17 protein-coding genes are annotated in these 22,657 nt (G+C 72.1%); 1 reads left to right on the forward strand and 16 read right to left on the reverse strand.

Annotation, left to right across the window (positions count from 1 at the left end):
- Window positions 1–80: 80 nt before the first annotated feature.
- From ACLQ3B_RS17175 to proS, 8 genes are all read right to left on the reverse strand, one after another.
- The gene (locus ACLQ3B_RS17175) at window positions 81–2,168 is read right to left on the reverse strand and encodes a geranylgeranyl reductase family protein (protein ID WP_425781755.1); all 2,088 of its coding nucleotides are present in this window, start codon (window positions 2,166–2,168) and stop codon (window positions 81–83) included.
- A 1-nt stretch (window position 2,169) separates the two neighbouring features.
- Window positions 2,170–3,153, reverse strand: coding sequence for a polyprenyl synthetase family protein (locus ACLQ3B_RS17180; RefSeq protein ID WP_425781756.1), 984 nt, complete (start codon window positions 3,151–3,153; stop codon window positions 2,170–2,172).
- Window positions 3,146–4,684, reverse strand: coding sequence for a hypothetical protein (locus tag ACLQ3B_RS17185; RefSeq protein ID WP_425781757.1), 1,539 nt, complete (start codon window positions 4,682–4,684; stop codon window positions 3,146–3,148). The genes ACLQ3B_RS17180 and ACLQ3B_RS17185 overlap by 8 nt, the downstream gene beginning before the upstream one ends.
- Before the next feature lie 33 nt (window positions 4,685–4,717).
- Window positions 4,718–4,954 (reverse strand): hypothetical protein, encoded by a 237-nt coding sequence (locus ACLQ3B_RS17190; RefSeq protein ID WP_425781758.1) that lies wholly within the window; start codon window positions 4,952–4,954, stop codon window positions 4,718–4,720.
- On the reverse strand, window positions 4,947–8,720 hold the full coding sequence (locus ACLQ3B_RS17195) for a PKD domain-containing protein (RefSeq protein WP_425781759.1): 3,774 nt from the start codon (window positions 8,718–8,720) through the stop codon (window positions 4,947–4,949). The genes ACLQ3B_RS17190 and ACLQ3B_RS17195 overlap by 8 nt, the downstream gene beginning before the upstream one ends.
- A 113-nt stretch (window positions 8,721–8,833) precedes the next feature.
- The gene (locus tag ACLQ3B_RS17200) at window positions 8,834–9,415 is read right to left on the reverse strand and encodes a hypothetical protein (protein ID WP_425781760.1); all 582 of its coding nucleotides are present in this window, start codon (window positions 9,413–9,415) and stop codon (window positions 8,834–8,836) included.
- A 102-nt stretch (window positions 9,416–9,517) separates the two neighbouring features.
- The gene (locus ACLQ3B_RS17205; RefSeq protein WP_425782135.1) at window positions 9,518–10,138 is read right to left on the reverse strand and encodes a DUF402 domain-containing protein; all 621 of its coding nucleotides are present in this window, start codon (window positions 10,136–10,138) and stop codon (window positions 9,518–9,520) included.
- 49 nt (window positions 10,139–10,187) lie between these two features.
- Window positions 10,188–11,594, reverse strand: a complete 1,407-nt coding sequence (proS, locus tag ACLQ3B_RS17210) for a proline--tRNA ligase (RefSeq protein WP_425781761.1) — start codon at window positions 11,592–11,594, stop codon at window positions 10,188–10,190.
- Between the two features lie 324 nt (window positions 11,595–11,918).
- Between proS and ACLQ3B_RS17215 the strand changes: the two genes are divergently transcribed.
- A complete protein-coding gene (locus ACLQ3B_RS17215; RefSeq protein WP_425781762.1) occupies window positions 11,919–12,521 on the forward strand; it encodes a TetR family transcriptional regulator in 603 nt (200 codons plus the stop codon).
- 211 nt (window positions 12,522–12,732) lie between these two features.
- On the opposite strand, the gene ACLQ3B_RS17220 is transcribed toward ACLQ3B_RS17215, so the two are convergent.
- From ACLQ3B_RS17220 to ACLQ3B_RS17255, 8 genes are all read right to left on the reverse strand, one after another.
- Window positions 12,733–13,812, reverse strand: coding sequence for an amidohydrolase family protein (locus tag ACLQ3B_RS17220; protein WP_425781763.1), 1,080 nt, complete (start codon window positions 13,810–13,812; stop codon window positions 12,733–12,735).
- Between the two features lie 18 nt (window positions 13,813–13,830).
- Entirely contained in the window at window positions 13,831–14,409 is a 579-nt protein-coding gene (locus tag ACLQ3B_RS17225; protein WP_425781764.1) for a Uma2 family endonuclease, read from the reverse strand.
- Window positions 14,410–14,476: 67 nt separating this feature from the next.
- On the reverse strand, window positions 14,477–16,036 hold the full coding sequence (gene ffh, locus ACLQ3B_RS17230) for a signal recognition particle protein (protein ID WP_425781765.1): 1,560 nt from the start codon (window positions 16,034–16,036) through the stop codon (window positions 14,477–14,479).
- A gap of 114 nt (window positions 16,037–16,150) precedes the next feature.
- A complete protein-coding gene (locus ACLQ3B_RS17235; protein ID WP_357190120.1) occupies window positions 16,151–16,807 on the reverse strand; it encodes a response regulator transcription factor in 657 nt (218 codons plus the stop codon).
- Window positions 16,804–17,967 (reverse strand): sensor histidine kinase, encoded by a 1,164-nt coding sequence (locus ACLQ3B_RS17240; RefSeq protein ID WP_425781766.1) that lies wholly within the window; start codon window positions 17,965–17,967, stop codon window positions 16,804–16,806. The genes ACLQ3B_RS17235 and ACLQ3B_RS17240 overlap by 4 nt, the downstream gene beginning before the upstream one ends.
- A 388-nt stretch (window positions 17,968–18,355) precedes the next feature.
- Entirely contained in the window at window positions 18,356–20,632 is a 2,277-nt protein-coding gene (locus ACLQ3B_RS17245) for a [protein-PII] uridylyltransferase (protein ID WP_425781767.1), read from the reverse strand.
- Between the two features lie 17 nt (window positions 20,633–20,649).
- Complete coding sequence (locus ACLQ3B_RS17250; protein ID WP_172862163.1) at window positions 20,650–20,988, reverse strand: P-II family nitrogen regulator; 339 nt, start codon at window positions 20,986–20,988, stop codon at window positions 20,650–20,652.
- Window positions 20,989–21,013: 25 nt separating this feature from the next.
- A complete protein-coding gene (locus tag ACLQ3B_RS17255) occupies window positions 21,014–22,426 on the reverse strand; it encodes an ammonium transporter (protein ID WP_425781768.1) in 1,413 nt (470 codons plus the stop codon).
- Window positions 22,427–22,657: the final 231 nt, after the last annotated feature.

Consider the following 22,657-nt stretch of genomic DNA (forward strand, 5'->3'; position numbering starts at 1 on the left):
GCCGGATACCAGCGACCCATTCTGCCAGATGAAGCGCCGATCACTCGCACCGGAGCCCCGGACCGGCCCGCCCGACGCCGCTACGTGACCGACATCACTCTGCCTTCGGGGTCCACGCGGCCCGGCAACCCGGGCGTGGCCAGCCGAGCCAGCAGCTCGCGGGCCGGACCGGCGGGCACGATCCGCAGCGCCTCTCGCGCCCGTTGGGCGTGTTCGGCGATCAGGCCGAGCAGACCGGCCACCCGGGGGTCGTCGGGCGCAACCGCCCCGGGCTGTGCCGCCCCACCCCACCGGGACGCCCCTGCCAGCTCCCGAAGCTGCTCGCCGAGGGCGTGGGCCGCGCCGACCTCACGACCGTACGTGGCCAGCGCGTTCACCACCGGAACCCGGGCGCCTCCGAGCCGACCGCCGAGCCGACACGGCAACTCGAACGCGATGGCCGCGCGCCCGGCCAGGACGGCGCCGCCGGCTCCGCCGCCCGACGACGGGTCGTCGCGCAACTCCTGAGCCCGACCTTCACAGGCCACGGTCAACGCCTCGGCGAACTCGGCGACCACTGGGCCGCCGCCCTGCGCGGCGAACTCGTAGGCACGGGCCAACAGGAAGTCCGCGACCAGCACCGCGAACCGATTGCCCCACGGCGTCGGTCGGGGCCCGGTCGACCGGGGCTCCTCCCGGGCGCTGTCCACCGCCAGCCCGGCGAGCAGACCCAGGTCAACAGCTGCGGCGAGGGCGTGCCGAAGCGGATGCTCACGGCCCCCGACCGCCGCGGCGACCAGCAGCAGCACCGCCGGACGCAGCGAGAGGGTCGACAGGTCCTCGTCCACCCCGCCGAGCCGGACGAACATCGGCCAGTCCTCGCGTACGCAGCCGGCCAGCAGCTCGCCCACCGCCATCAGATCGCGCCGCAGGTCACGGGCAAGTTCCGGAGCTGGCTGGGGCAGCGGGTCCAGCAGAACACCCGCCCGTGCCCCGTCGGGGAAGAGCGCCAGCCGGCGGCAGAGGGCGAACAGTGGCCGGTCGTCGTCGAAGGTGGCGTCGAGCACCCGCCAGGCGAGCAGGTAGCGGCGCACCGAGTACCGGCCGGTCTCGAAGTAGCCGGACTGCCGGGCGGCCAGCTGCCGAGCGTACGGAGCTGGGTCCACCGGTCCCGTCTCGGCGCGGCGAAGTGCCGTGTCGATCCGGTCGGCGGCGAGCAGGCCCGATTCCAAGGCGAAGCTGATGCCCTCACCGGTGAACGGGCTCACCAGCCCCGCCGCGTCGCCGACCAGCAGCAGCCCAGGCACACCGCACCGGGACGGGTCGAAGTCCAGCCGCAGCGGCGCACCTGTCATCGGTCCGGCCGGACGGGCGGCCCGGAACCGGTGGTCGGTCGCCACCAGCTCGGTGACGAAACGCTCGTACAGCAGTCGGACGTTCTCCCGGTGGGCCGGGTCGAAGAGGCCCACGCCGACGTTTGCCGTCCCGTCGCCGACCGGAAACACCCAGCCGTAGGAGGGCAGCACCCGGCGGTCCGTGACGTCCGCCAGCGGGAGGTGGATCTCCAGCAGTTCGTCGAGGTCCGCCACCTGGGTGAAGTAGCCCCGGGCGGCGAACCCGGTCCACTCCCGGTCCGGACTCCGCAACCCGGCCTGATGGGCCAGCCGCGAGGAGGCCCCGTCGGCAGCGACCACAGCCGGGGTACGCAGCGCGAAGCGGCGGCCCGCGTACTCGACCTGCACACCGTGGACCCCGGCGGCGCCGCCGAGCAGCCGGGTGGCCCGTGCACCGGTCCAGAGCACCGCGCCGGCGCGCACCGCCCGCCGGCACAGCACCGCGTCCAGCTCCAGCCGGGGCACCACCATGCCGTACCCGGTGCCGTCGGGGTCCTCGTAGTGGAAGTCGCGACCACCCCGCCCGCGCATCCGGATCCGCACCCCGCCGACCCGCTGGGCACCCGTCAGCTCGTCGAGCACTCCCATGTCCGCGAGCAGACGCACCGCGCTGCGGGTCAGGCCGTCGCCGCAGCACTTGTCGCGGGGGAACTCGCGCCGATCGATCAGCAGAACCCGACGACCCAGCACCGCCAGCCGGTAGGCCGCGGCCGCGCCGCCCGGGCCGGCGCCCACGACGACCGCGTCGAAGCCGTCGAGCCGGTCCGGGACCATCGGCGGGTCCGGCGTAGCCACCTCAACCCGCCCTGGTGACGGCGTAGTCGGCGAGTCGGACCAGCGAGTCCCGGGCCGGGCCGGGCGGCAGCGGGTCGAGCCGCCGGGCGGCCCGAGTGGCCCGGCTCCGGGCCTCGGCGAGGACCTCGTCCACGGCACCCGAAGCGACGACCAGCTCCGCCACCTCGGCCAGCTCCGCCGGGGTGGGCTCGCGTACCTCCAGGAGGTCGCGTACCCGGCCGGCCGCCTGTGTGTCGCGGGCCAGCAGCCGCAGCACCGACATGGTGTAGATCCCTTCTCGCACGTCCGTCAGCGGCCGCTTGCCGAGCGCCGCGTAGCTGCCGCGCACGTCGAGCGCGTCGTCGGCGAGTTGGAAGGCGACGCCGAGGTCGTGGCCGTACCCGGCCAGCGCCTCGACGGTCGCCGGCGGCGCCCCGGCGAGCAGCGCGCCCAACCGGCAGGGCAACTCGAACAGGGTCGCCGTCTTGCCGGCGATGATCTCCAGGTGCTCCGCCTCGGTCAGGCCGGTGTGGAACGCGTTCTCCGTCTCGCGGAGCTGCCCGGTGCAGAGCGCGACGAGCGCGGCGGCCGCCTCCCGGCCGTACCGGTCGTCGAAGGCGGCGAGCAGGGCGATCGCCCGGGCCACCAGGAAGGTCCCGGCGACCACGGCCGCCGGCTCGCCCCATTCGGCGTTGACGCTGGGGCCGTGCCGCCGGGTGACGGCCCGGTCCATCACGTCGTCGTGGTAGAGCGAGGCCAGGTGCAGCAGCTCCAGCGCCGCGGCGGCGTCGAGCAGATGTGCCGGACGGACGGTGCCGAATTCGGCCGCGACCAGCAGTAGCGCGGGACGGATCCGCTTGCCACCGCGGCGCTGCAGTGCCGTCGCCATCGCCCACAGCGCCGGGTCCGACGCTGCGACGGCCTCCCGCATCCGCCGGTCCAGGCCGGCCAGCGCCTCCCGGGTACGGGCGCTGGCCAGCCAGTCCAGTTCAGGTGCGTTACCCACCGTGACCGGCGCTCCCACCGCCACCGCAGCCACAGCCGCCGTCGCCGCGCCGCCCACTGCCCGGAGCACAGAGAGTGGGCACCCGCTCGACCAACTCCTGTGCCTTGTGCAGCAGTTGCTCGTCGTCGAGCATCCGCAGGATCTCCACGGGAGTACGACCAACGGCGTCGTTCGCCAGCGCCAGCACCTCCTCGGCGGCGGAGAGCTCCTCGGTGGTCAACCGGTCCGCGAAGCGGCGCAGCGTCTTGCGGGCTTCGTCGATGTGCTCGGTGGTGAGCGTCACCTCGGAACGCTGCGGCTGGAGCATCACGGCGCGTGCCGTCTCGGCGTAGGTGTCGTAGAGCTGCTGCAGGTGCCGCCGGTCGGCGTCGGAGAGCTTCATCGCCCGCGCCCGGGCGACCAGCCGGTCCTCGTTGGCGAAGTAGGTGTCGACAGCGAACCGGCCGACCCGGGTCTGCTGTAGGTAGCGCTGCCGGAACTCCTTCTCGACAGCCACATCGAGGTCGACGTCACGGTCCAGGACCCGGCGGGCGGTGCTGCTGGAGGCGCAGCCGCAGGCGCTCTCGTTGCCACCCTCGCCACCCAGGTAGACCACCGACCCGGAGTCGCCACCCTCGGACAGGTGAGCGGTGGCGATCTGGCCCTCGAAGGTGGCCACACCGACGCCGGGACCGTAGTCGATGCTCGCGCTGACATCCAGCTCGGTCACCGTGGAGGTGGTGTACTCGGTGGTCCGGCCGACCTTCTCCACATTGCTGCCGATGTCGACGCCGGCGATGGCACCCGCACCGCTCAGGAATGTCACGTCGAGCTGGCGCAGCACCTCGTCGATGGGGTTGATCAGAGTCCGGTTGCAGGAGCCGGCGAAGAGCAGACCGATCGCCGGATGGTTACCGTTGGCCACCGGGAAGATGTCGTTCTTGACCTGGTCGATCACGTCGTTGGGCTGGGAGACCTGGCCGATCGCGCAGTCGACCCGGTTGCCGGCCGGGTTGATCATCACGAATCGCTTGAGGGTGGCGATGGTGTCGGCCGGCGCGGTGCCACCGTCGTACGAGCCGGGCTGCGTGATCGCGTCGCCGATCGCCCCGGCGTTGGAGTTCGCCAGCACGTGGTTGTTGCTCAGGATGCAGAGCGAACCGTCGGTGTTGTCGGTGACCAGTGCCCCGAGCGTGCCGGCCGTGACGTTGACGTGCGCGACGCTCACCCCGTTGGGCGCCGGACGTTCGCGGGCGGTGAACTCCTGGGCGAAGAACGGGCCGGTCTCCACCACGTCGACCTCGACGAAGTCGGGCCCGAAGTAGACCCGCCGCGGCAGCAACCGGGTGGTCGGTAGGAACTGCCTCGGCACCTTGCGTACCACGTACACCACCAGGGCCGGCTCGTCCGTGCGGCGGCCGCTGACCTCCCGTCTGCCGTAGGCGAGCCCGCTGACGTTCGGGTCGCCGAGCAGCCCGGCCAGTGGTCCTCCACGGGCCGCCCGGGCCAACGCCCGGGCCTTGACGTAACTGTCGTCCTTCGGATTGGACATGGCCGCCTCCTGCCGATGGAACGGGGTGTTGGATCAGGTTCGGCGGGCCTCGAACGGCCCGGTGAGCACGAAGCGCAGCGCGACACCGTCGACGCGCTCGCTGGTGAGGGCCACCAACACGGGGTCGGTGACGTAGACGGTGATGACGTACGGTCCGGCCGGGTCCGGCCGACCGATACCGGTGCCGACGGCGGCGAACCGTCGGGTGAGGTCGGCTCGGTGCGCGGCCAGCACGGCACGGACGGCATCGAGCGAGCCAGGCTCAACCACAGCAGCCACCACGGAACGGCGGATCGGATCGGCGCGGCGGGCCGGTGGCACCAGGGTCGATCGGAACCGGGTGCGACGTGGGGTCGCCGTGTTCGTCAGCGGAGTCGTCGTCCGGCCCGGGCTCGTCGGCGTAGTCGGCGCAGAGCCGGACCAGCAGCCCTTCCGCCGACCGCCCGACGATCCGGACGGCGACGATGCCGGGACCGGTGAGAGTCACCGTCGCCGCAACCGGTGGCGAGTTCGCCGGCACGTCGACGCGGTCGAGTGGCGCACCGTCGTCGTCGAGCGCGGTCAGCTCGACCGGTTTGCCGCCCTGGTTGACCAGGGTGACGATGACCCGGTCCGCCGGGTGGGGCAGTTCGACCTGGACGCCGGCGCCGAGTTGCAGGGCCGTACCGCCGGTGGGCGGCCCGACCGTGACGACCACCCGGCCGACGCCGTCCACGGAACGGATGAGGAACTCGTGGTCCGTCCACTCGGCCGGGAACTGGGTGCCGGGCTGCCGGCCGGCGAAGTCGAGGCAGTCACGCGGCCTTGGCGGCGGCGGCTCCGTCGGGCAGTACGGCTGCACGGCCAGCAGGTCCACGTCGTCGAACCACACCCGCCCGCCGCCCCTTCGGGGTTCACGCCCGTCGGCCACCGCCTCCAGGAAGACGGTCAGGGCGGCGGCCTGGGCAGCGACGCGTACCGTCAGCGGGCTCCACCGCTGGGCGCTCGTGCCGTCGCTCCAGACGACGGCGGCGGCGGTCGGGTCGGTGCCGCCGGTGGGGTCGACGCCCAGCCGCGCCGTCGCGGGTTCGGCCTGGTCGAGGTCGTACCAGGCGGTGAGCTGGTAGGCCCAGCCCGGGTTGGCCCCGATCTGCTGCCGGACGCCGACCCGCTGCTGCGGCCCAGCCACCAGCCCCTGTGCCCGGCGACCACCGTGCACCACGAAGTTGCTCGCGGCGTGCTGGCCGGTGCCGCCGGCCGCCGAACCGGCCAGCACGTACGGCTCCCAGCCGTTGGCGACCTGTCCGGTGGTGCGCTGGGCGAACCCGTCCTCGAAATGCCGGTTGACCACGTCGACGGCCCGGACCACCAACTCGTCGACCCCGGTTCCCCCGTCGTCGTCGATCACCGTGCACCGGGTCAGGAACGTTCCGCAGTCCGGGTAACGGTGGGACAGCACGGCGGTCCCCCGGCCGGCCGGCGGCTCGTGCGTCTCGGCGACCACGGCCGGCAGCGGCGGGGTGCAGTCGCCGAAATCCCAGACCGCGGTGTGCGTGTCGCACCAACCGGGGTCGGTGAACCGGGCGGTGAGGGTCAGGACCGTGCAGGGGTAGGTGAACAGATCGGGGCCGGCATCGACCGTCGGCGGGACGTTACGCACCGTCACGGTTCGGGTGTCCGTCGCCATACCGCCGTTCTGGTCCCGGACCCGCAGGGTCACCTCGTACACACCGTTGTCGCACCAGGCGTGCCGTACGGTGCTGGTGCCCTCGGCCCGGGGTGGGGTGTTGGTCTCCACGACCGTGCCCGGTTCGGTGGTTTGGGCGTCGCCGAAGTTCCAGGTGGTCTCGTGGGTGTCGACGTACTCGACGTCGCTGAACCGGCCGACGAGCGTCACCACCTCACCCTCGTCGACGGTGAGGTCCGGGCCGGCGTCGACCGTGGGCGGCACGTTGGCGACGTACACCAGCGCGAAGTGGCGGCTGGTGGCGCCGCCGGGCTGGTTGATCGTCAACGAGTGCGCTGCCAGGTAGGTGCCGCTGGCCGCGTAGACATGGTTGACGTCCGCGGTGGCGGCCGGTGCCGCGCCGTCGCCGGTCAGCCAGGTGTAGCCGGCCGCGGCGCTGGTGTGCCCGGCGGCCAGCAGGAGTGCCGACTGGGCAGTCCCGGTGTACGGCCCGCTGCTGCGGGCGGCGAGCACCTCGGTGCTCTCGCAGGAGCTGAGCACCTCCAGGTCACCGGCGAGGAGGAGCCCGTCGGCGTTGATCACGATTGGGTCGAAGAAGACAGCCCTGACCCGCCCGATCCGGGCCAACTCGGGCGGCCACCCGGTGATGCCGCTGACCGCTCCGGTGATCGGGTCGACAAGGCGCGACCCGCCGATGTTGTTGACCACGGCCGTGATCACCGCGGCGACCACGATGATGATGATCCCGATCAGGATGCTCCCGGCGCCGAAGCTGATGATCGCCAAGATGATGGCGATGACCCAGAACAGGACCGACTCCTCGGGGTCGACGTCCGGCTCGCCGATCAGGTGGTTGTCCATCCGCTGGACCCCGTCGGGATCGAGGTCGCCGCTCGGGGTCCAGTGCAGTCCCACGTCGGCCCGGAAGCTGGCGTCGACGTCGATGCTGCCGAGGATCGCGTCGATGACTGTCAGCTCTCCGGTCATCCGGATCGACCCGTCGCGGAGTACGACGTCCAACTCACGGACGTCCGCCTTGTCGTCGCCCTGGTCGACGCGGCGCGGCAGGTCGCTGTCCGCCCAACCGTTGGTGACCCGGGCGGAGTCGATGTTCTCCTGCACGATCGTCCCGTCGAGCAGGATGGCGAAGTCCCGACCGGCCGGTACGACGTTGGTCATCGCCCCGATGTCGGCGCCCTCGCCGGCGTTGATCGCGATCACCAGCAGATCGGCGAAGACCCGGGTGGCGACGTTGTCGGCCTCGAACACCTCGCCACCGACCTCCGGCGTCCACAGTGCCAGGAAGCCCCGCCCGGCCAGGTTGTCGAAGAGCAGGTCGCCGATGGCCGTCTCGATCTGCGCCACGGTCGGCACCACGATGCTCTGCGCCCCGAAGCCGTGCACCAGCGCCGCCCCCTGCTGGTTGAGCTGGGCTTGCAGCGCGTTGTCGAGGAACCCGAAGAGGGTGGCGTTGTTTGTGGTGAAGTGGGTGCCCTCGATGCCGGGCGCCGGGCTGATCGGTCCCGCGACCACTGTCGCCGTGTCGAACCGCAACGTGTACGCCCCCGGCGGGGTTTCCAACGGCACAGTGATGGCGAGCCGGGTCTCCACAGCCATCGGGTCGGCCAGCGAAGGCGCAGCGCCACTACCCACGATGTGGAACATCCGCAGGTAGATCGGCATGCTGATGAGGACGTGCCCCGGATCGGGCTGACTGACGTCGATCCGGTGGGCCGGGTCGGCCTGGTCGTCGTAGATCTCCAGGTGGGTGTCGAGGGTGTAACTGCCGACGCCCAGGCCCAGTACCAGCCCGGTGTCGTCCTGCTCGTGCGGGATCGCCGGGATACCGGGATGCAGCACGCCCCCGAGGCCGCCGTTCTCGTAGGCGAAATGGACGTACTCGCCGAGGATCTGGACGAGCTTCGGGGCGAGAGGGTCGCCGCTGGTCAGGGTCGCGGTGACCGCGCTGCGGGGCAGGCCGTCGAAACGCAGCCCCACGTTCTTCGAGCCGGGCAGCACGCCGATCGGTGCGACGGCATGCGCGGTGGCGGTGAGGTCCAGCAGTTGCGCCGATGGCACCGGCGGGTCGGCGACGATCACCTGGATGATCAGGCCGAAGGTGAGGTCGCACCCGTCGACGTCGGGTCGTGGGGTGGCGTCGAGTTGGTCCCGGGGGATCTCCACCTGGCCGCCGGCCGTGGTGAACCCGCCGATCCCGAGGCCGGCCGGGACCGGCAGGTATTGCGGGATACGTCCTTCGTCGGTGCTGGTGTCGCCACACTCGGCCGACTTCCAGGCGCCCTGCAGGGCCTTGCGGAGAACGGGCGGGGTCGCCTCGATGACGACCTCGAAGCCATGGGTGTCGGCCATTGGTCCCCCTTCGGGGCCGGTGTGGTGGAGGCCGGAGGGTGTGGACGGCCGGATGCCGGGCCGGACGTCGGGAGTTGCTTGGGGCCGTCGCCGCGCGACGGGCCGCCTGTTGGTCAGCGGGGGTGGGTGTCGGGTTCCGTGTCCGGCGCTGGCGACTGGAGCCGGCCGGTCACGGCCGTCAACGGTGTGGTCACCGCACCGCTGAGGATCGCGGCGAAGGCCCGCGGGGGCGCGAACCTCGGCCGGCGGGCGGAAACCCTCCGGTACTCCAGCAGCGGTTCCATCACCGGGTGCCGGTCCCGGAACGGTTCCAGCGGGTCGGGTCCGGCGCCGCCGGGCTGCCAGCGCGGCGGGTTGGTGTCCGGTTCATCGCCGTCGGGGCAGGCCGGGAGCACGCCCAGGTCGGTCAGGAGCCGGCGGACGGTGGGGCCGTCGTCGGGGTCGACCTGACGATCGACAAGCCGGGCGATCGTGGTACGCAGCTCGGCGAGCTTCTCGGCGGCGGTCGGTCCGAGTCGGATGCGGTCGCCGATGCCGGTACGGGTGTCGGGGTTGAACTCGTAGCCGAGGTGCTCGACAGCGAGCAGCGGATTCGTGGCTGCCGCGATCGCGACGGCGGGGGCGGCATTCAGCCTGGCGAGGATCACGCCGGCGCGGGCCTGCAGGTCGGAGAAGGTGTTGATCTGGTCGGCCATCGGGCCTCCCACTACTGGTGGTGACGTTGCCTGAACCCTAGGCCGCCAAGTCGCGCACGCACGCTCTATGTCCGCAGGATGACACCGAGTAATCGGCGCAGGTCAACGGACTGGTGGTCGGTCCCAGCCGGCGGGCAGCCCGTCCGGTACACCCCAACCCGGCGGCGCAGTGTAGTCCCACCAGGTGCCGTCGAACGGGAACTCGCCTGCCTCGGCCAGCGCGATGACCCGCTCCCCCTCGGCGCGGACGGCCTTCTCGTCGGTCACCCAGTAGTCGGCGCCGAAGGCGAGCCGTTCGACGAACTCGCCCTCGTCCTTCCACTCCCAGCTGCGGTCCGGCCACACCACGACGTCCAGGTCCTGGTCCACCACGTCGACGCCGGCCACCGGACCGTCGTCCCAGCGGACGCCGGGCTCCTCCAGGTTGACGTACCAGTGGGTGAACCGGCCCTCGGCGTCCCGGAACCACCAGACGGAGTGCGCCGCCCCCGTGGGCAGGAACTTCAGCAGCGGCGGACCGTTCCAGCGCCCGTGCGCCATCCGGTAGTCCGAGGCGACCCACTCGGCGAACGGCATCGCCCGCATGTTGAGCCCGGCGTCGGTCACCTCGTGGGCCACCGGCGAGTCCCGGGCGATCCACACCAGCAACCCACGATCGTCGTCGCTGACCACGCGGGCCGGCCGGACCCACCCGATCCGGCCGTGCCGCACGTTCCGATGCATGATCAGCCGGCCCGGCTCGAACCGGTCGACCGGGTTGCCCGGCCGCACCTCAGTAGGCGCGGGCGAGGATCGCGACCAGGTCGGGCTCGTCCTCCGAGTCCGGTACCGACCCGTCGGCGCGCAGCAGGCAGCGCACCGTGACGCCCTGACCGTTCGCCTCCGCCTCGCCGGCCACGCCGACCGCCGACCACGGCACCCGCGCCCAGCCGGTCGCGGCGGCCTCGATCGCCTCCGCCAGGGTGGCCACCTCTACCGTGCGCGACTCGCGGTTGGCCAGCGCCTGGTCGTGCAGCACCTGCTGATCGGTCTCCAGGGCGGCCAGCACCGCGGCGACCACGTCCGCCACCGGCGTCGGGGTCTTCGAGCCGTCGGTCCGGCGCACCACCGTCGCGTTGCCCACGGCCAGGTCACGCGGGCCGACCTCGACGCGTACCGGATAGCCCCGCAGCTCGGCGTCGACGGCCCGGCGGCCGAACGGGGTGTCGGTCCGGTCGTCGAGCGCGACCCGGACACCGGCGTCGCGCAGGCCGTCGCGCAGCTTGGCCGCCGCCTCGCCGACGCCGTCACCGTCCTTGACGACCATGACGTACGCCTGGATCGGCGCCAGCCTCGGCGGCACGCGCAGGCCGTTGTCGTCGCCGTGCGCCATGATCAGGCCACCCAACATCCGGGTGGACGTGCCCCAGGAGGTGGTCCAGGCGTGCTCCCGGCCGCCCTCCTTGGAGGAGTAGCTGATGTCGAACGCCTTGGCGAAGTTCTGGCCCAACTCGTGGCTGGTGCCCAGCTGCAACGCCTTGCCGTCGCCCATCATGCCTTCGCAGGTGTACGTGGCCGTCGCCCCGGCGAACCGCTCACGCGTCGTCTTCAGGCCGACCACCACCGGAATGCCGATCACGTTGACCATCAGGTCCTCGTACGCCTCGTGCAGGATCCGCCGCGCGTACGCCCGGGCGTCCTCGCGGGTGGCGTGCGCGGTGTGCCCCTCCTGCCAGAGGAACTCGCTGGTACGCAGGAAGATCCGCGGACGGAGCTCCCACCGGACGACGTTCGCCCACTGGTTGAGCAGCAGCGGCAGGTCCCGGTACGAATCGATCCACTTGGCCATGAACTCGCCGATGACCGTCTCGCTTGTCGGACGCACCACCACCGGCTCGGCCAGCGGCTTGCCACCACCGTGCGTGACGACCGCCAGCTCCGGCGAGAAGCCCTCGACGTGCTGCGCCTCGCGCTTGAGGTAGCTCTCGGGGATGAACAACGGGAAGTACGCGTTCTCCGCGCCCGCCGCCTTGATCCGGGCGTCCATCTCGAGCTGCATACGCTCCCAGATGGCGTAGCCGGCCGGTCGGATGACCATGGTGCCGCGAACCGGGCCGTTGTCGGCCAGCTTCGCCTTGGCGATCAGGTCCTGGTACCAGCGGGGGAAATCCTCCGCACGGGGAGTGAGCACGCGTGCCATGACCGCACATCCTATGCGCCACGCGGGTGGCCACCGCGTCCGGGAGTCGCCACGCGTTGCGGTGCCGCACTCGCCGGGGGGTCCACGGCGCCCGGGCGGGTCTCCAGCGCCGGGCGGGTCACGACGAGGCCGGGCGGGTCACGACGACGCCGGGCGGGTCACGACGACGCCGGGCGGGTCACGACGACGCCGGGCGGGTCCACGACGCCGGGCGGGTCACGACGACGCCGGGCGGGTCACGACGACGCTGGGCGGGTCCACGACGCCGGACGGGTCACGACGACGCTGGGCGGGCCGAGGGCACGCCCGTAGAATTCGACCACCATGGCTACCTCGACGGACTCCCCGCGCCAGCGGCTGCGGGACACAATCGTGGACGCCGCCCGCGCGCGCACCATCGCCGCCGGGTGGGACGCGGTCCGGATGGGTGGAGTGGCCACCACGGCCGGGGTGAGCCGGCAGACCGTCTACAACGAGTTCGGTAGCAAGGCGGGCCTCGCCGAGGCGCTCGCCCGCGCCGAGGTGGACCGGTTCGTCGGCGACGTTCGCGACGCGCTGCTCGCACACGGCTCCGACGTACGGGCCGGCGCGTACGCCGCCATCGCGCACACCCTCTGCACAGCGGCGGACAACCCGCTGGTCACAGCGATTCTGACAAGCGCCCGGGGTGGGTCCGACGAGCTACTGCCGTACCTCACCACAAGGGCCGAGGTGGTGCTCACCGAGGCGTCCGGCGCGCTGATCGACTGGGCCGGCGACCACCTGCCCGGGGCGGACCGGGCCGCACTGGCCTTCGCCGCCGACACCACCGTCCGCCTGGTGGTCAGCCACATCGTGCTCCCCCGCGAACCGATCGAGCAGACCGCCACGGCCCTCGCCAACCTTGCCGTACACCTCTTCAGCGCCGCCGCCCGCCCAGCCCCCTGACCCGCACCAAGATCCGAGCAACGTCCCGGATGTTGTTGCCTCGGGTGCGCGACAGGCAGCAACATCCCCGATGTTGCGCGGATCCTTTGTTGCCCACCACACCTCCATGATCGGCGCGGTGGTGCCGGAACGACGTTGACATTCTGGTTCGAGGGCGATCCTGCGGCGCGCACGGCGCAGATTGGCGCGGCCGACACGACGCTCGCGGAGGTCAGTGGATGACGCGGCCGCGGAGGATCGTGCGGGACGGGGCGCGGACGACGCGCAGGTCGCTGCGGGGGTCTTCGGGGTAGACGGTCAGGTCGGCGAGGCCGCCCTCGACCAGGCCGGGAAAGCCGAGCCATTCGCGGGCGCCCCAGGAGGCGGCGGCGAGTACGTCGGTGGGGGCCATGCCGGCCCGTTCGTGCAACAACAGCATCTCCTCGGCGGCCAGCCCGTGGTCGATGCCGCCACCGGCGTCGGTGCCCACGTAGATCGGCACCCCGGCCTCGTGCGCGGCACGTACCACCTCGGGGAAGCCGTCGCGCAGCGCGAGCATGTGCTCGGCGTACCCGGGGAACTTGCCCCGCGCCTGTTCGGCGATGCCCCCGAAGGTGACGATGTTGATCATTGTGGGAACCAGCGCGGTGCCCTGACGGGCCATCTCGTCGATCAGGTCGAGGCTGAGCCCGGTGCCGTGCTCCACCGAGTCGACGCCGGCCCGCACCATGATCTCGACGGCCGACTCGGAGAAGGTGTGCACCGCGGCGCGTACCCCGGCGTCGTGTGCCGCCCGCACGGCGGCGGTGAGGGTGTCCGCGTCCCAGGCCGGTGCCAGGTCACCGACGCCCCGGTCGATCCAGTCGCCGACCAGCTTGACCCAGCCGTTGCCGGCCCGTGCCTGCGCGGCCACCGTGGCGGCCACCTCGGTCGCGTCGACCTCCACGCCGATGTCGCGCAGGTAGCGCTTCGGTGGGGCGACATGCTGGCCCGCGCGGGCCAGTCGCGGCAGGTCCGGCGCGTCGTCCAGTTCGGGGTACGGGTACGGCGAGCCCGCGTCGCGGATCGCCAGCACCCCGGCGTCCCGGTCGGTGTGGGCCAACTCGCGGGCCTGGTCGAGTGAGGTGATCGGGGCGCCACCTCGGGCGATGCCGATGTGGCAGTGCGCGTCGACCAGCCCCGGCAGGACGAAGCCGCCGTCGACGACGGTCTCCGCGCCGGGCACCGGGGTGAACGTCACCCGGTCGCCGACCAGCCAGAGGTCCCGGACCTCGTCGTCGGGGAGCAACACGCCGCGCACATGAAGAGCCATGCGCACAGTCCTACCCGATCAGTCCCCGTCTGGGGCGAGCAGGTCGTTCTTCCGGGAGGTCAGGGCCGGCAGGTCCACGGAGACCTTCCACGGCCGCTCGGTGACGAACAGGTCCTCGGTGTGAGCGACCTGCTCGTACTCCCGGTTGGCGCCGAGGGCGTACTCGGTAAGCGTCACGCGCTCCTGCAACGGGTCCACCACCCAGTAGGACTGGACGCCGGCGTGCGCGTAGACCTTCGCCTTGTCGTACATGTCGCGGAAGGTGGAGGTCGGCGAGACGACCTCCGCGGCGAGCAGGGCGTCCTCGACCGGGACGGGTGACCGGCCGGCGTGCTTGCGGCGGATGACCACCACGTCGGGGCGCGGCTCGTTGCGCCGGTCGACCCGCATCGACAGGTCGATGCTGACCAGGTACTCCGGCGGGCAGTTGACGCGGAGCGTGAGCAGCAACTCGACGCAGAACTCTTGGTGCACGGCAGTGGGGGACGGCACGATCAACCTTCCGTTGATCAGTTCGTACGGAAGGTTCTTCGGCAGTTCGCCGAGGTCGTCGACCGTCCACTCGTGCCGTTCGGGCAGGATCGGGGCTGCGGTCATGACATCTCCTTCCAGGGGGCACATCACCCTAAGCAAGGACGATATCGCCCGCCGTCACCGACACACCTCAGCGGGGGCGGTTGTCGCCGCCCTTGCCGAGCTTGTTGAAGTCGATCTTCGGGAGCTTGAAACCGGGCGGCAGGCCCTGGCCACCGGCGAGATCGTTCGGGTCCATCCCCGGCGGGAGCTGCGGCATGCCACCCGGGAAACCGCCCGGGAGCCCGGCGCCGGCCCCGGTACGCGGACGACCGCCGCCCTTGGTGCCCTTGCGCTTGTTCTTCGGCGACTTGGTCGCCTTGCGGCGGCCACCACCGGGCAGGCCCATCATGCCGCCCATCTGCTTCATCATCTTCTGCGCGTCGGCGAAGCGGTTGAGCAGCTGGTTGACGTCCATCACGGTGACCCCGGAGCCGTTGGCGATGCGCGCCCGGCGGGAGCCGTTGATGATCTTCGGGTTGGTCCGCTCGCCCGGGGTCATCGACCGGATGATCGCGGTGACCCGGTCGAAGTGGCTGTCGTCCAGCTCGGCGAGCTGGTCCTTCATCTGCCCCATGCCGGGCATCATGGCCAGCACGTTCGCGATCGGGCCCATCCGCCGCACCGCGATGAGCTGGTCGAGGAAGTCGTCCAGGGTGAACTGCTCACCGCCCATCAGCTTGGCGGTCATCTTCTCCTTCTGATCGGAGTCGAAGGCCTGCTCGGCCTGCTCGATCAGAGTGAGGACGTCGCCCATGCCGAGGATGCGGCTGGCCATCCGGTCGGGGTGGAAGACGTCGAAGTCCTCCAGCTTCTCACCGGTGGAGGCGAACAGGATCGGCTGCCCGGTGACCTCGCGGACCGACAGCGCGGCACCACCACGGGCGTCGCCGTCGAGCTTGGAGAGGACCACACCTGTGATGCCGACGCCGTCGCGGAACGCCTCGGCGGTGCGCACGGCGTCCTGACCGACCATCGCGTCGATGACGAAGATGACCTCGTCCGGCGAGACGGCGTCGCGGATGTCGGCGGCCTGCTGCATCATCTCGGCGTCGATGCCGAGCCGGCCGGCGGTGTCGACGATGACGATGTCGCGAGCGGCGCGCTTCGCGTGCTCGATCGACGCGCGGGCCACCTGCACCGGGTCACCGGTGCCGTTGCCGGGCTCCGGGGCGTACACCTCGACGCCGGCCCGGCCACCGAGCACCTGGAGCTGCCCGACGGCGTTGGGGCGCTGGAGGTCGGCGGCGACGAGCAGCGGCTGGTGGCCCTGGCCCTTGAGCCAGCGGGCCAGCTTGCCGGCGAGGGTCGTCTTACCGGAACCCTGGAGGCCGGCCAGCATGATCACCGTGGGCGGCTGCTTGGCGAACTGGAGCCGCCGCCCCTCGCCGCCGAGCACCTTGATCAGCTCTTCGTTGACGATCTTGATGATCTGCTGGGCCGGGTTCAGCGCCTGGGAGACCTCGGCGCTGCGCGCGCGCTCCTTGACGGCCGCGATGAAGCCCTTGACCACCGGCAGCGCGACGTCCGCCTCCAGCAGCGCGAGACGGATCTCGCGCGCGGTGGCGTCGATGTCGGCGTCGGTGAGCCGCCCCTTGCCGCGGAGCTTGGTGAAGATCCCGGACAGGCGGTCACTCAAGGTGTCAAACACGCGAACATCCCGTTTGTCAGTGTTCCGGCGGGCACAACGCGGCCGGCACTGCGGAGTCCGGCCACCGCTAGGGTAACCGCCCGGCCGTAGGGCCGCTGTCGCCCGGCCCGGGCCTCACCCCGACACCAACCCCGACTGGTACGCGAACACGACGAGCTGGGCCCGATCCCGGGCTCCCAGCTTGCCCATCGCCCGGCTGACGTGGGTCCGCGCGGTCGCCGGGCTCACCACCAGCTGTGCGGCTATCTCCTCGTTGTTCAGGCCCTCACCGACCAGGCCGACGACCTGACGCTCCCGGTCGGTGAGCGCGTCCAGCCGGGGGTGCGGACGGAGCACCCGAGACGGCCGGGTGGCGAACTCCCGCACCACCCGCCGGGTCACCGACGGCGACAGCAGCGCCTCCCCCTCGGCGACGAGCCGGATCGCGCGCAGCAGCTCGGCCGGTCTGGTGTCCTTGGTGAGGAACCCACTCGCACCGTGCCGGAGCGCGTCGAAGACGTACTCGTCCAGCTCGAAGGTGGTGAGCACCACCACCCGGGTACCGGTCAGGTCGGGGTCGGCGACGATACGGCGGGTCGCCTCGATGCCGTCGATGCCGGGCATCCGGATGTCCATCAGCACCACGTCCGGTCGTTCCCGACGCGCCAACTCGACAGCCCGCAGCCCGTCGGACGCCTCGCCGGCCAGCGCCAGGTCGTCCTCGCTCTCCACGAGCGCGCGCAGCCCGAGCCGGACCAGGTCCTGGTCGTCGGCGATCAGCACCCGGATCATGTCGCCGGCTCCACCGGCAGCCCGGCGTACACCCGGAACCCGCCGCCGGCGCGCGGCCCGGTGGTCAACCGCCCGCCCAGCGCATCGACCCGCTCCCGCATCCCGGCCAGACCGTGACCGCCCTCCTCGTCGGCCGGGGCCGTTCCGGCGCGGCCCGCCCCCATCCCCCGGTCGGTGACCTCGACGGTCACCTCGTCCGGGCGGTAGTCCACGGTCACCTCCGCGCTCGCCACCCCCGCGTGACGCAGCACGTTCGTCAACGCCTCCTGCACCACCCGGTACGCGGCGAGATCCACCGCGGCCGGCAACTCCCGGGGGTCACCGACCACGCTCACCTCGACCGCGAGACCTGCCCCGGCGAGCCGGTCGCGCAGCGCGGAAAGCCGGGCCAGGCCGGGTACCGGCTCCCGCTCGGCACCCCGCCGGACCGCGCCCAGGGTGACCCGCAGCTCGTCCAGCGCCTCGCGACTGGTCCGGCTGATCGCGGTCAGGGCCACCTCTGCCTGCTCCGGCCGCTTCGGCAGCAGGTGCAGGGCGATCTCCGCCTGCATGCTGATTGCGGCGAGCCCGTGCCCCACCACGTCGTGCACCTCCTGCGCGATGCGTAGCCGCTCCTCGTCGGCCTGCCGACGCGCCTGCTCAACTCGACTGCGGGCCTCTTCGGCACGGGTGCGCGCGGCCGCCTCACGACTCACCCGCACCACCACCCCCACCGCGAACGGTACGACCACCCAGGCCGACGCGGGCAGCACTCCCGTCCACCCCGGCGCGGGCCCCCGCCCGAAGAAGACGTGCGCCAACAACAGGACGAACGCGCCACCGGTGGCGAGCGCCGCCGGTCGCACCGGCAGCCACGCGGCCACTGTGTAGACCGCGACCAGGAACGTGACCAGAATCGGCCCGTACGGGTAGCCGATCAGCAGGTACGTCGAGGTGGCCACCGTGACCACCGCGAGGGCGACGACCGGAGCACGCCGCCGGACCAGCAGGGCGAGCGCCGCGACGGCGATCAGCACCCGACTGGCGGCGTCCACCGGCGTCGACCCCGGCTGGTTGTCCCCGGCCAGACCGGTGGCGAGCAACCCGAACCCGAGCAGCACGAGGGCGAGCGCGGCACCCGCCGCCACCTCCGGCCACCGCCACTGCCCGCCTCGTCGCATGGCCGTCATTCTGCCCGCGCAGGTGCCGCTCGACGTGCGTCCACGAGCGGCACCGCCCCTACGCCCCCGGACGTACCCGCGCACCGGGCCTCTGATTGCGCCGCGTCGGCGGCGGCGGACGCCCGCACGAGCCTGATGACACTCCCGACCGCAACCCGCAACGGCGGCGGACGCCCGCACGAGCCTGATGACCGTGCGGCATCAAGATGACTGTGGGGCATCACGCTCGTAGGAGTGACCCGGCTGGCACGCGCGGCCAACGGCCGAGCAGCACCCGACCGCGCCAGCCGGCAGGGCAGTCAGGCATCCGGGGTCCGAGCGGCCAGGCAGGCGGCCGTGCAGCGTGCCGCAGCCGGACGGCAACCGCCGACGGCGTCGTCGTCGTGGGTCAGACGGCGGCGAGGACCGCGGCCTCCAGACGGGCCCGGGTGTCGTCGTCGGGCCAACCGCCGACCAGGTAGAAGGCGTCGACCACGTCGGCGCCGAGGGTGGAGATGCGGGCCGCGCGAACCAGGGCGCCGGCCTCGTCGAGCGCACAGGCGACCCGGAAGAGCAAGCCTGCGGCGTCGGCGGCGCGCAGTTCCAGTAGTACGGCGTCGGTGGCCGCCTCGCGATGCCAGACCACTCGTGGAGCCGCGCCGCCGCCACGGCTGGCGAGCGCACGGCCGCGCAGCCGTTGGGTGACCGACACGTCGCCGGCGACCGCCCGGCGCAGGTCGGCGCGGAGGGGGACCGGGTCCGGCGGGAGGCCGTAGCGGGGCTGCACCCGGCACTCGACCAGGGCCCGGCCGTCGACGGCCGAGGCGTCCGCGGAGATCACCTCCAGCCGGTGCAGCGCCAGACAGCCGGCCACCGTGGCGAGCAGACCACGCCTGTCGGCCGCCGCGACCGACACCCGGTCGCCGGTCAGGTGGACGACCGGCAGTGGCCCGGCCAGCAGCTCCGGGTCCGGGGCGGGCGGCTCGGGGAGTACGCCGGTGTCCAGCGCGGTACGAACCCGGGCGACAAGCTCGGCGACGAGTCGGCCCTTCCAGTCGGACCAGGCCGCCGGCCCGGTCGCCGCCGCGTCGGCGCGCACCAACGCGTGCAGCACGTCGAGGGTGCCGGTGTCACCTACCGCGTCGGCCACCGAGGCGATGGTGACCGGATCGGCCAGGTCCCGGCGGGTGGCCACGTCGGGCAGCAGCAGGTGCAGCCGGACCAGCTTGCCGATCAGCTCGACCTCCTGGGCGGGCAGACCGACAGTGGTGGCCACCGCCTGGGCAACCGGCACGCCGACGGTGCTGTGGTCACCGGGGAGGCCCTTGCCGATGTCGTGCAGGAGGGCGCCGAGGAGCAACAGGTCGGGACGCTCCACCTCGCGGGCGTGCCGGCTGGCCTCGTACGCGGTCTGCACGAGGTGCCGGTCGAGGGTGAAGCGGTGCACCGGGTTGTGCTGGGGCAGGCTGCGCAGCCGGGTCCACTCGGGCAGCCAGCCGTCGACCAGCCCGTACCGGTCGCACGTCTCCCAGGCCGGGACCAGGCCGGGACCGGCGCCGAGCAGGGTGATCAGCGCGGCCCGGGCCTCGGGCGGCCAGGGAGCGGGCAGGGGCGGGCAGTACGCCGCCAGCCACTCGCAGGTGGCCCGCGCGATGGGGATTCGGGTCGTGGCCGAAGCGGCGGCCATCCGCAGCGAGAGGCTCGGGTCGGGGCGTGCGCCGATCGCCGTGCGGGCGAGCACCAGCTCGCCGTCGTGTTCGACCACGTCGCGGGCGACCGGGCGGCGAGCCGGGCGGCCGTTCCCGCCCCGGGAGCGGCCGGACCGCAGCCGGTCGGCGGCCCGGAAGGCGTCGTCCAGGGCGTGGCTGACCGTACGCGCGTCACCGGCGACCCGACGCAGCAGCGCGTCGCCATCTTCCAGGTTGAGCAGGGCGGCCACCCCGTCGCGCTCCTGGGCGACCAGACGGTCGACCCGTCGGCCGACCTGCTGGTGCAGGGCGTCGCGGGTGTCCAGCAGGCGCAGGTGGGCGGCGCGTACGGCGGGACGCAGCGCGTCGGTGATGCCGGCGGCGGAGATCGCCCGCAGCAGCCCCACGTCGCGCAACCCACCGGCGGCCTCCTTGAGGTCGCCCTCCAGCAGGAATGCCAGCTCACCGTGGGCCTGCCAGCGGGTTTCGGTGACCTCCCGCAGAGCGGGCAGGTGCCGGACGGAGGTGCGCCGCCAGTGATCGGCGGCGGTGCGGATCAGCGCGTCGGCCAGCGCCTGGTCCCCCACGACCAGCCGGGCGTCGAGCAGCCCGAGGGCGACCTTGACGTCGTCCTGAGCCACCGAGAGCGCCTCGGCGACGGTGCGTACCGAATGGTCGAGCCGCAGGCCCGCGTCCCAGATCGGGTACCAGACCGAGGCGGCCAACTCGTCGATGCCGGACACCCCGGCGTGCACCAGCACCAGGTCGAGGTCGCCGTACGGGGCGCACTGCCGCCGACCCAACCCCCCGACGGCCAGCAGTGCCACCCCGTCGCGCGCCGGCAGCAACCCGTGCAAAAAGCTGTCGTACGCGGCGGCCCGCCCCCGCCGGGCCGCTTCCCCGATCCCCCCGGGAACACCGACGACCTCGTTGATCAAGAGGTTCGCGTCGCCGTCACCGGTCTGTCCTGACGCGTTCTTCTTGATCAACGAGGTCATGTCAGTCGTGGCCGAGATCAGAGGGCGTCGAGGCCGCGTTCGCCGGTACGTACCCGGACGACCTCTTCGACACCGGTGACCCAGACCTTGCCGTCACCGATCTTGCCCGTGCGGGCCGCGCCGACGATCGCGTCCACCACCTTGTCGACGTCGATCTCGTCGGTGAGCACCTCGACCCGGATCTTGGGCAGGAACTCGACCGTGTACTCGGCACCCCGGTAGACCTCGGTGTGCCCCTTCTGCCGCCCGTACCCCTGAACCTCGCTGACGGTCAGCCCGGCCACCCCGAGGGCGTGCAGGGCCTCCTTCACCGCGTCCAGCTGGTACGGCTTGATGACTGCGGTCACCAGCTTCATGTCCAACCCCTCCATCCCAGGAACGTTAACCGGCGACCTTTTCGCTGACTGGCTCGGCGGACTCCGCCTCCGGCTTGGCGCCACTCGTCGCGCCGCCACCGGGGGTGCCGATGCCGGCCATCGCGAACGCGCTGCCCGTGCCGCCGCCGGCCGGGGACAGGTCGTAGCTGCTCTCGGCGTGCTCGCCGATGTCGATGCCCTCGACCTCGGCCTCGGCCTTCACCCGGAACCCGATCGTCTTCTCGATGACGAAGGCGAGCACCCAGGCGATGCCGAACGACCAGGCGGTGACGATCAGGCCGGCGAGGGCCTGCCGCCCCAGCTGGGCCGCGCCGCCGCCGTAGAAGAGGCCGTCGGAGGCCCCCACCACGTCGGTGATCGCGGCGTTCACCGAGTTGGTGGCGAACAGACCGAGCCAGAGCGAGCCGATCCAACCACCGACGAAGTGCACGCCGACCACGTCGAGCGAGTCGTCGTAGCCGAGCTTGTACTTGAGGCTGACGGCGAGCGCGCACACCACGCCGGCGACGATGCCGAGCAGGACGGACGCCCACGGTGCGATGAAACCACAGGCCGGGGTGATGGCGACCAGACCGGCGACGGCGCCGGACGAGGCACCGACCATCGTCGGCTTGCGGTCCTTGACCCACTCGACAGCGATCCAGCCGAGCACCGCAGCCGCCGTGGCGAGCTGGGTGTTGATGAAGGCGAGGCCGGCGACCGAGTCGACGGTCAACTCCGAGCCGGCGTTGAACCCGAACCAGCCGAACCACAGCAGACCGGCGCCGAGCGCGACGAGCGGGATGTTGTGCGGCTTCATGCCCTCACGCGGCCAACCGAGCCGCTTACCGAGGACCAGGGCCACGGCCAGGGCCGCCGCACCGGCGTTGATGTGCACCGCGGTGCCACCGGCGAAGTCCAGTGCGTGGATGTCGCCGCCGATGATGCCGCCGCCCCACACCCAGTGGGCGACCGGGAAGTAGACAAGGGTGGCCCACCCGAAGGCGAACAGCAGCCAGCCGGCGAACTTGGCCCGGTCGGCGATAGCACCGCTGATCAGCGCGACGGTGATCACCGCGAAGACCATCTGGAAGGCCATGAACACGTAGAGCGGGACCCCGATGCCGCTGGGGTTCTCCGCCGTGGCACCCCACAGGTCGGTCTCGGCGAGGAAGGTCTTGGTGCCGAGGTACGCGCCCGGGTCACCCCAGAAGCCGTTCACGTCGGTCCCGAAGGCGACGCTGAAACCGTAGAACCACCACAGAATAGAGATGAGCCCGATGGCGGAGAAGCTCATCATCATCATGTTGAGTACGCCCTTGGCCCGGTTGAGGCCGCCGTAGAACAGCGCCAGTCCGGGGGTCATGAGCAGCACGAGCGCGGTCGAAACCAGCAGCCACGTAGTATTGGCGCCGTCGATCGTCGGTGCTTCAGGCACGCTGGCCTCCTAAAGGTGAAGTCCTCCTTCGCGGCTTTCCGGGGCAGCGTCGCCCGTAGGCCGGTTGGGCGGAAGCTTCGCGGCCGGCTGTTTCACTTTGGGTCCTGTGCGGGTTTCCGTTTCGTGACGGGTTGTTTCGGACGTGTCACGAACTCCGCACAGTCAGCAGCATGGACGAATGTGGATCGCCCGGACGGCGAACGTCGATGGCTGACCGGTCAGAGGCATCGA

The sequence above is a fragment of the Micromonospora sp. DT53 genome (assembly GCF_049841535.1).
Taxonomy (GTDB): domain Bacteria; phylum Actinomycetota; class Actinomycetes; order Mycobacteriales; family Micromonosporaceae; genus Micromonospora.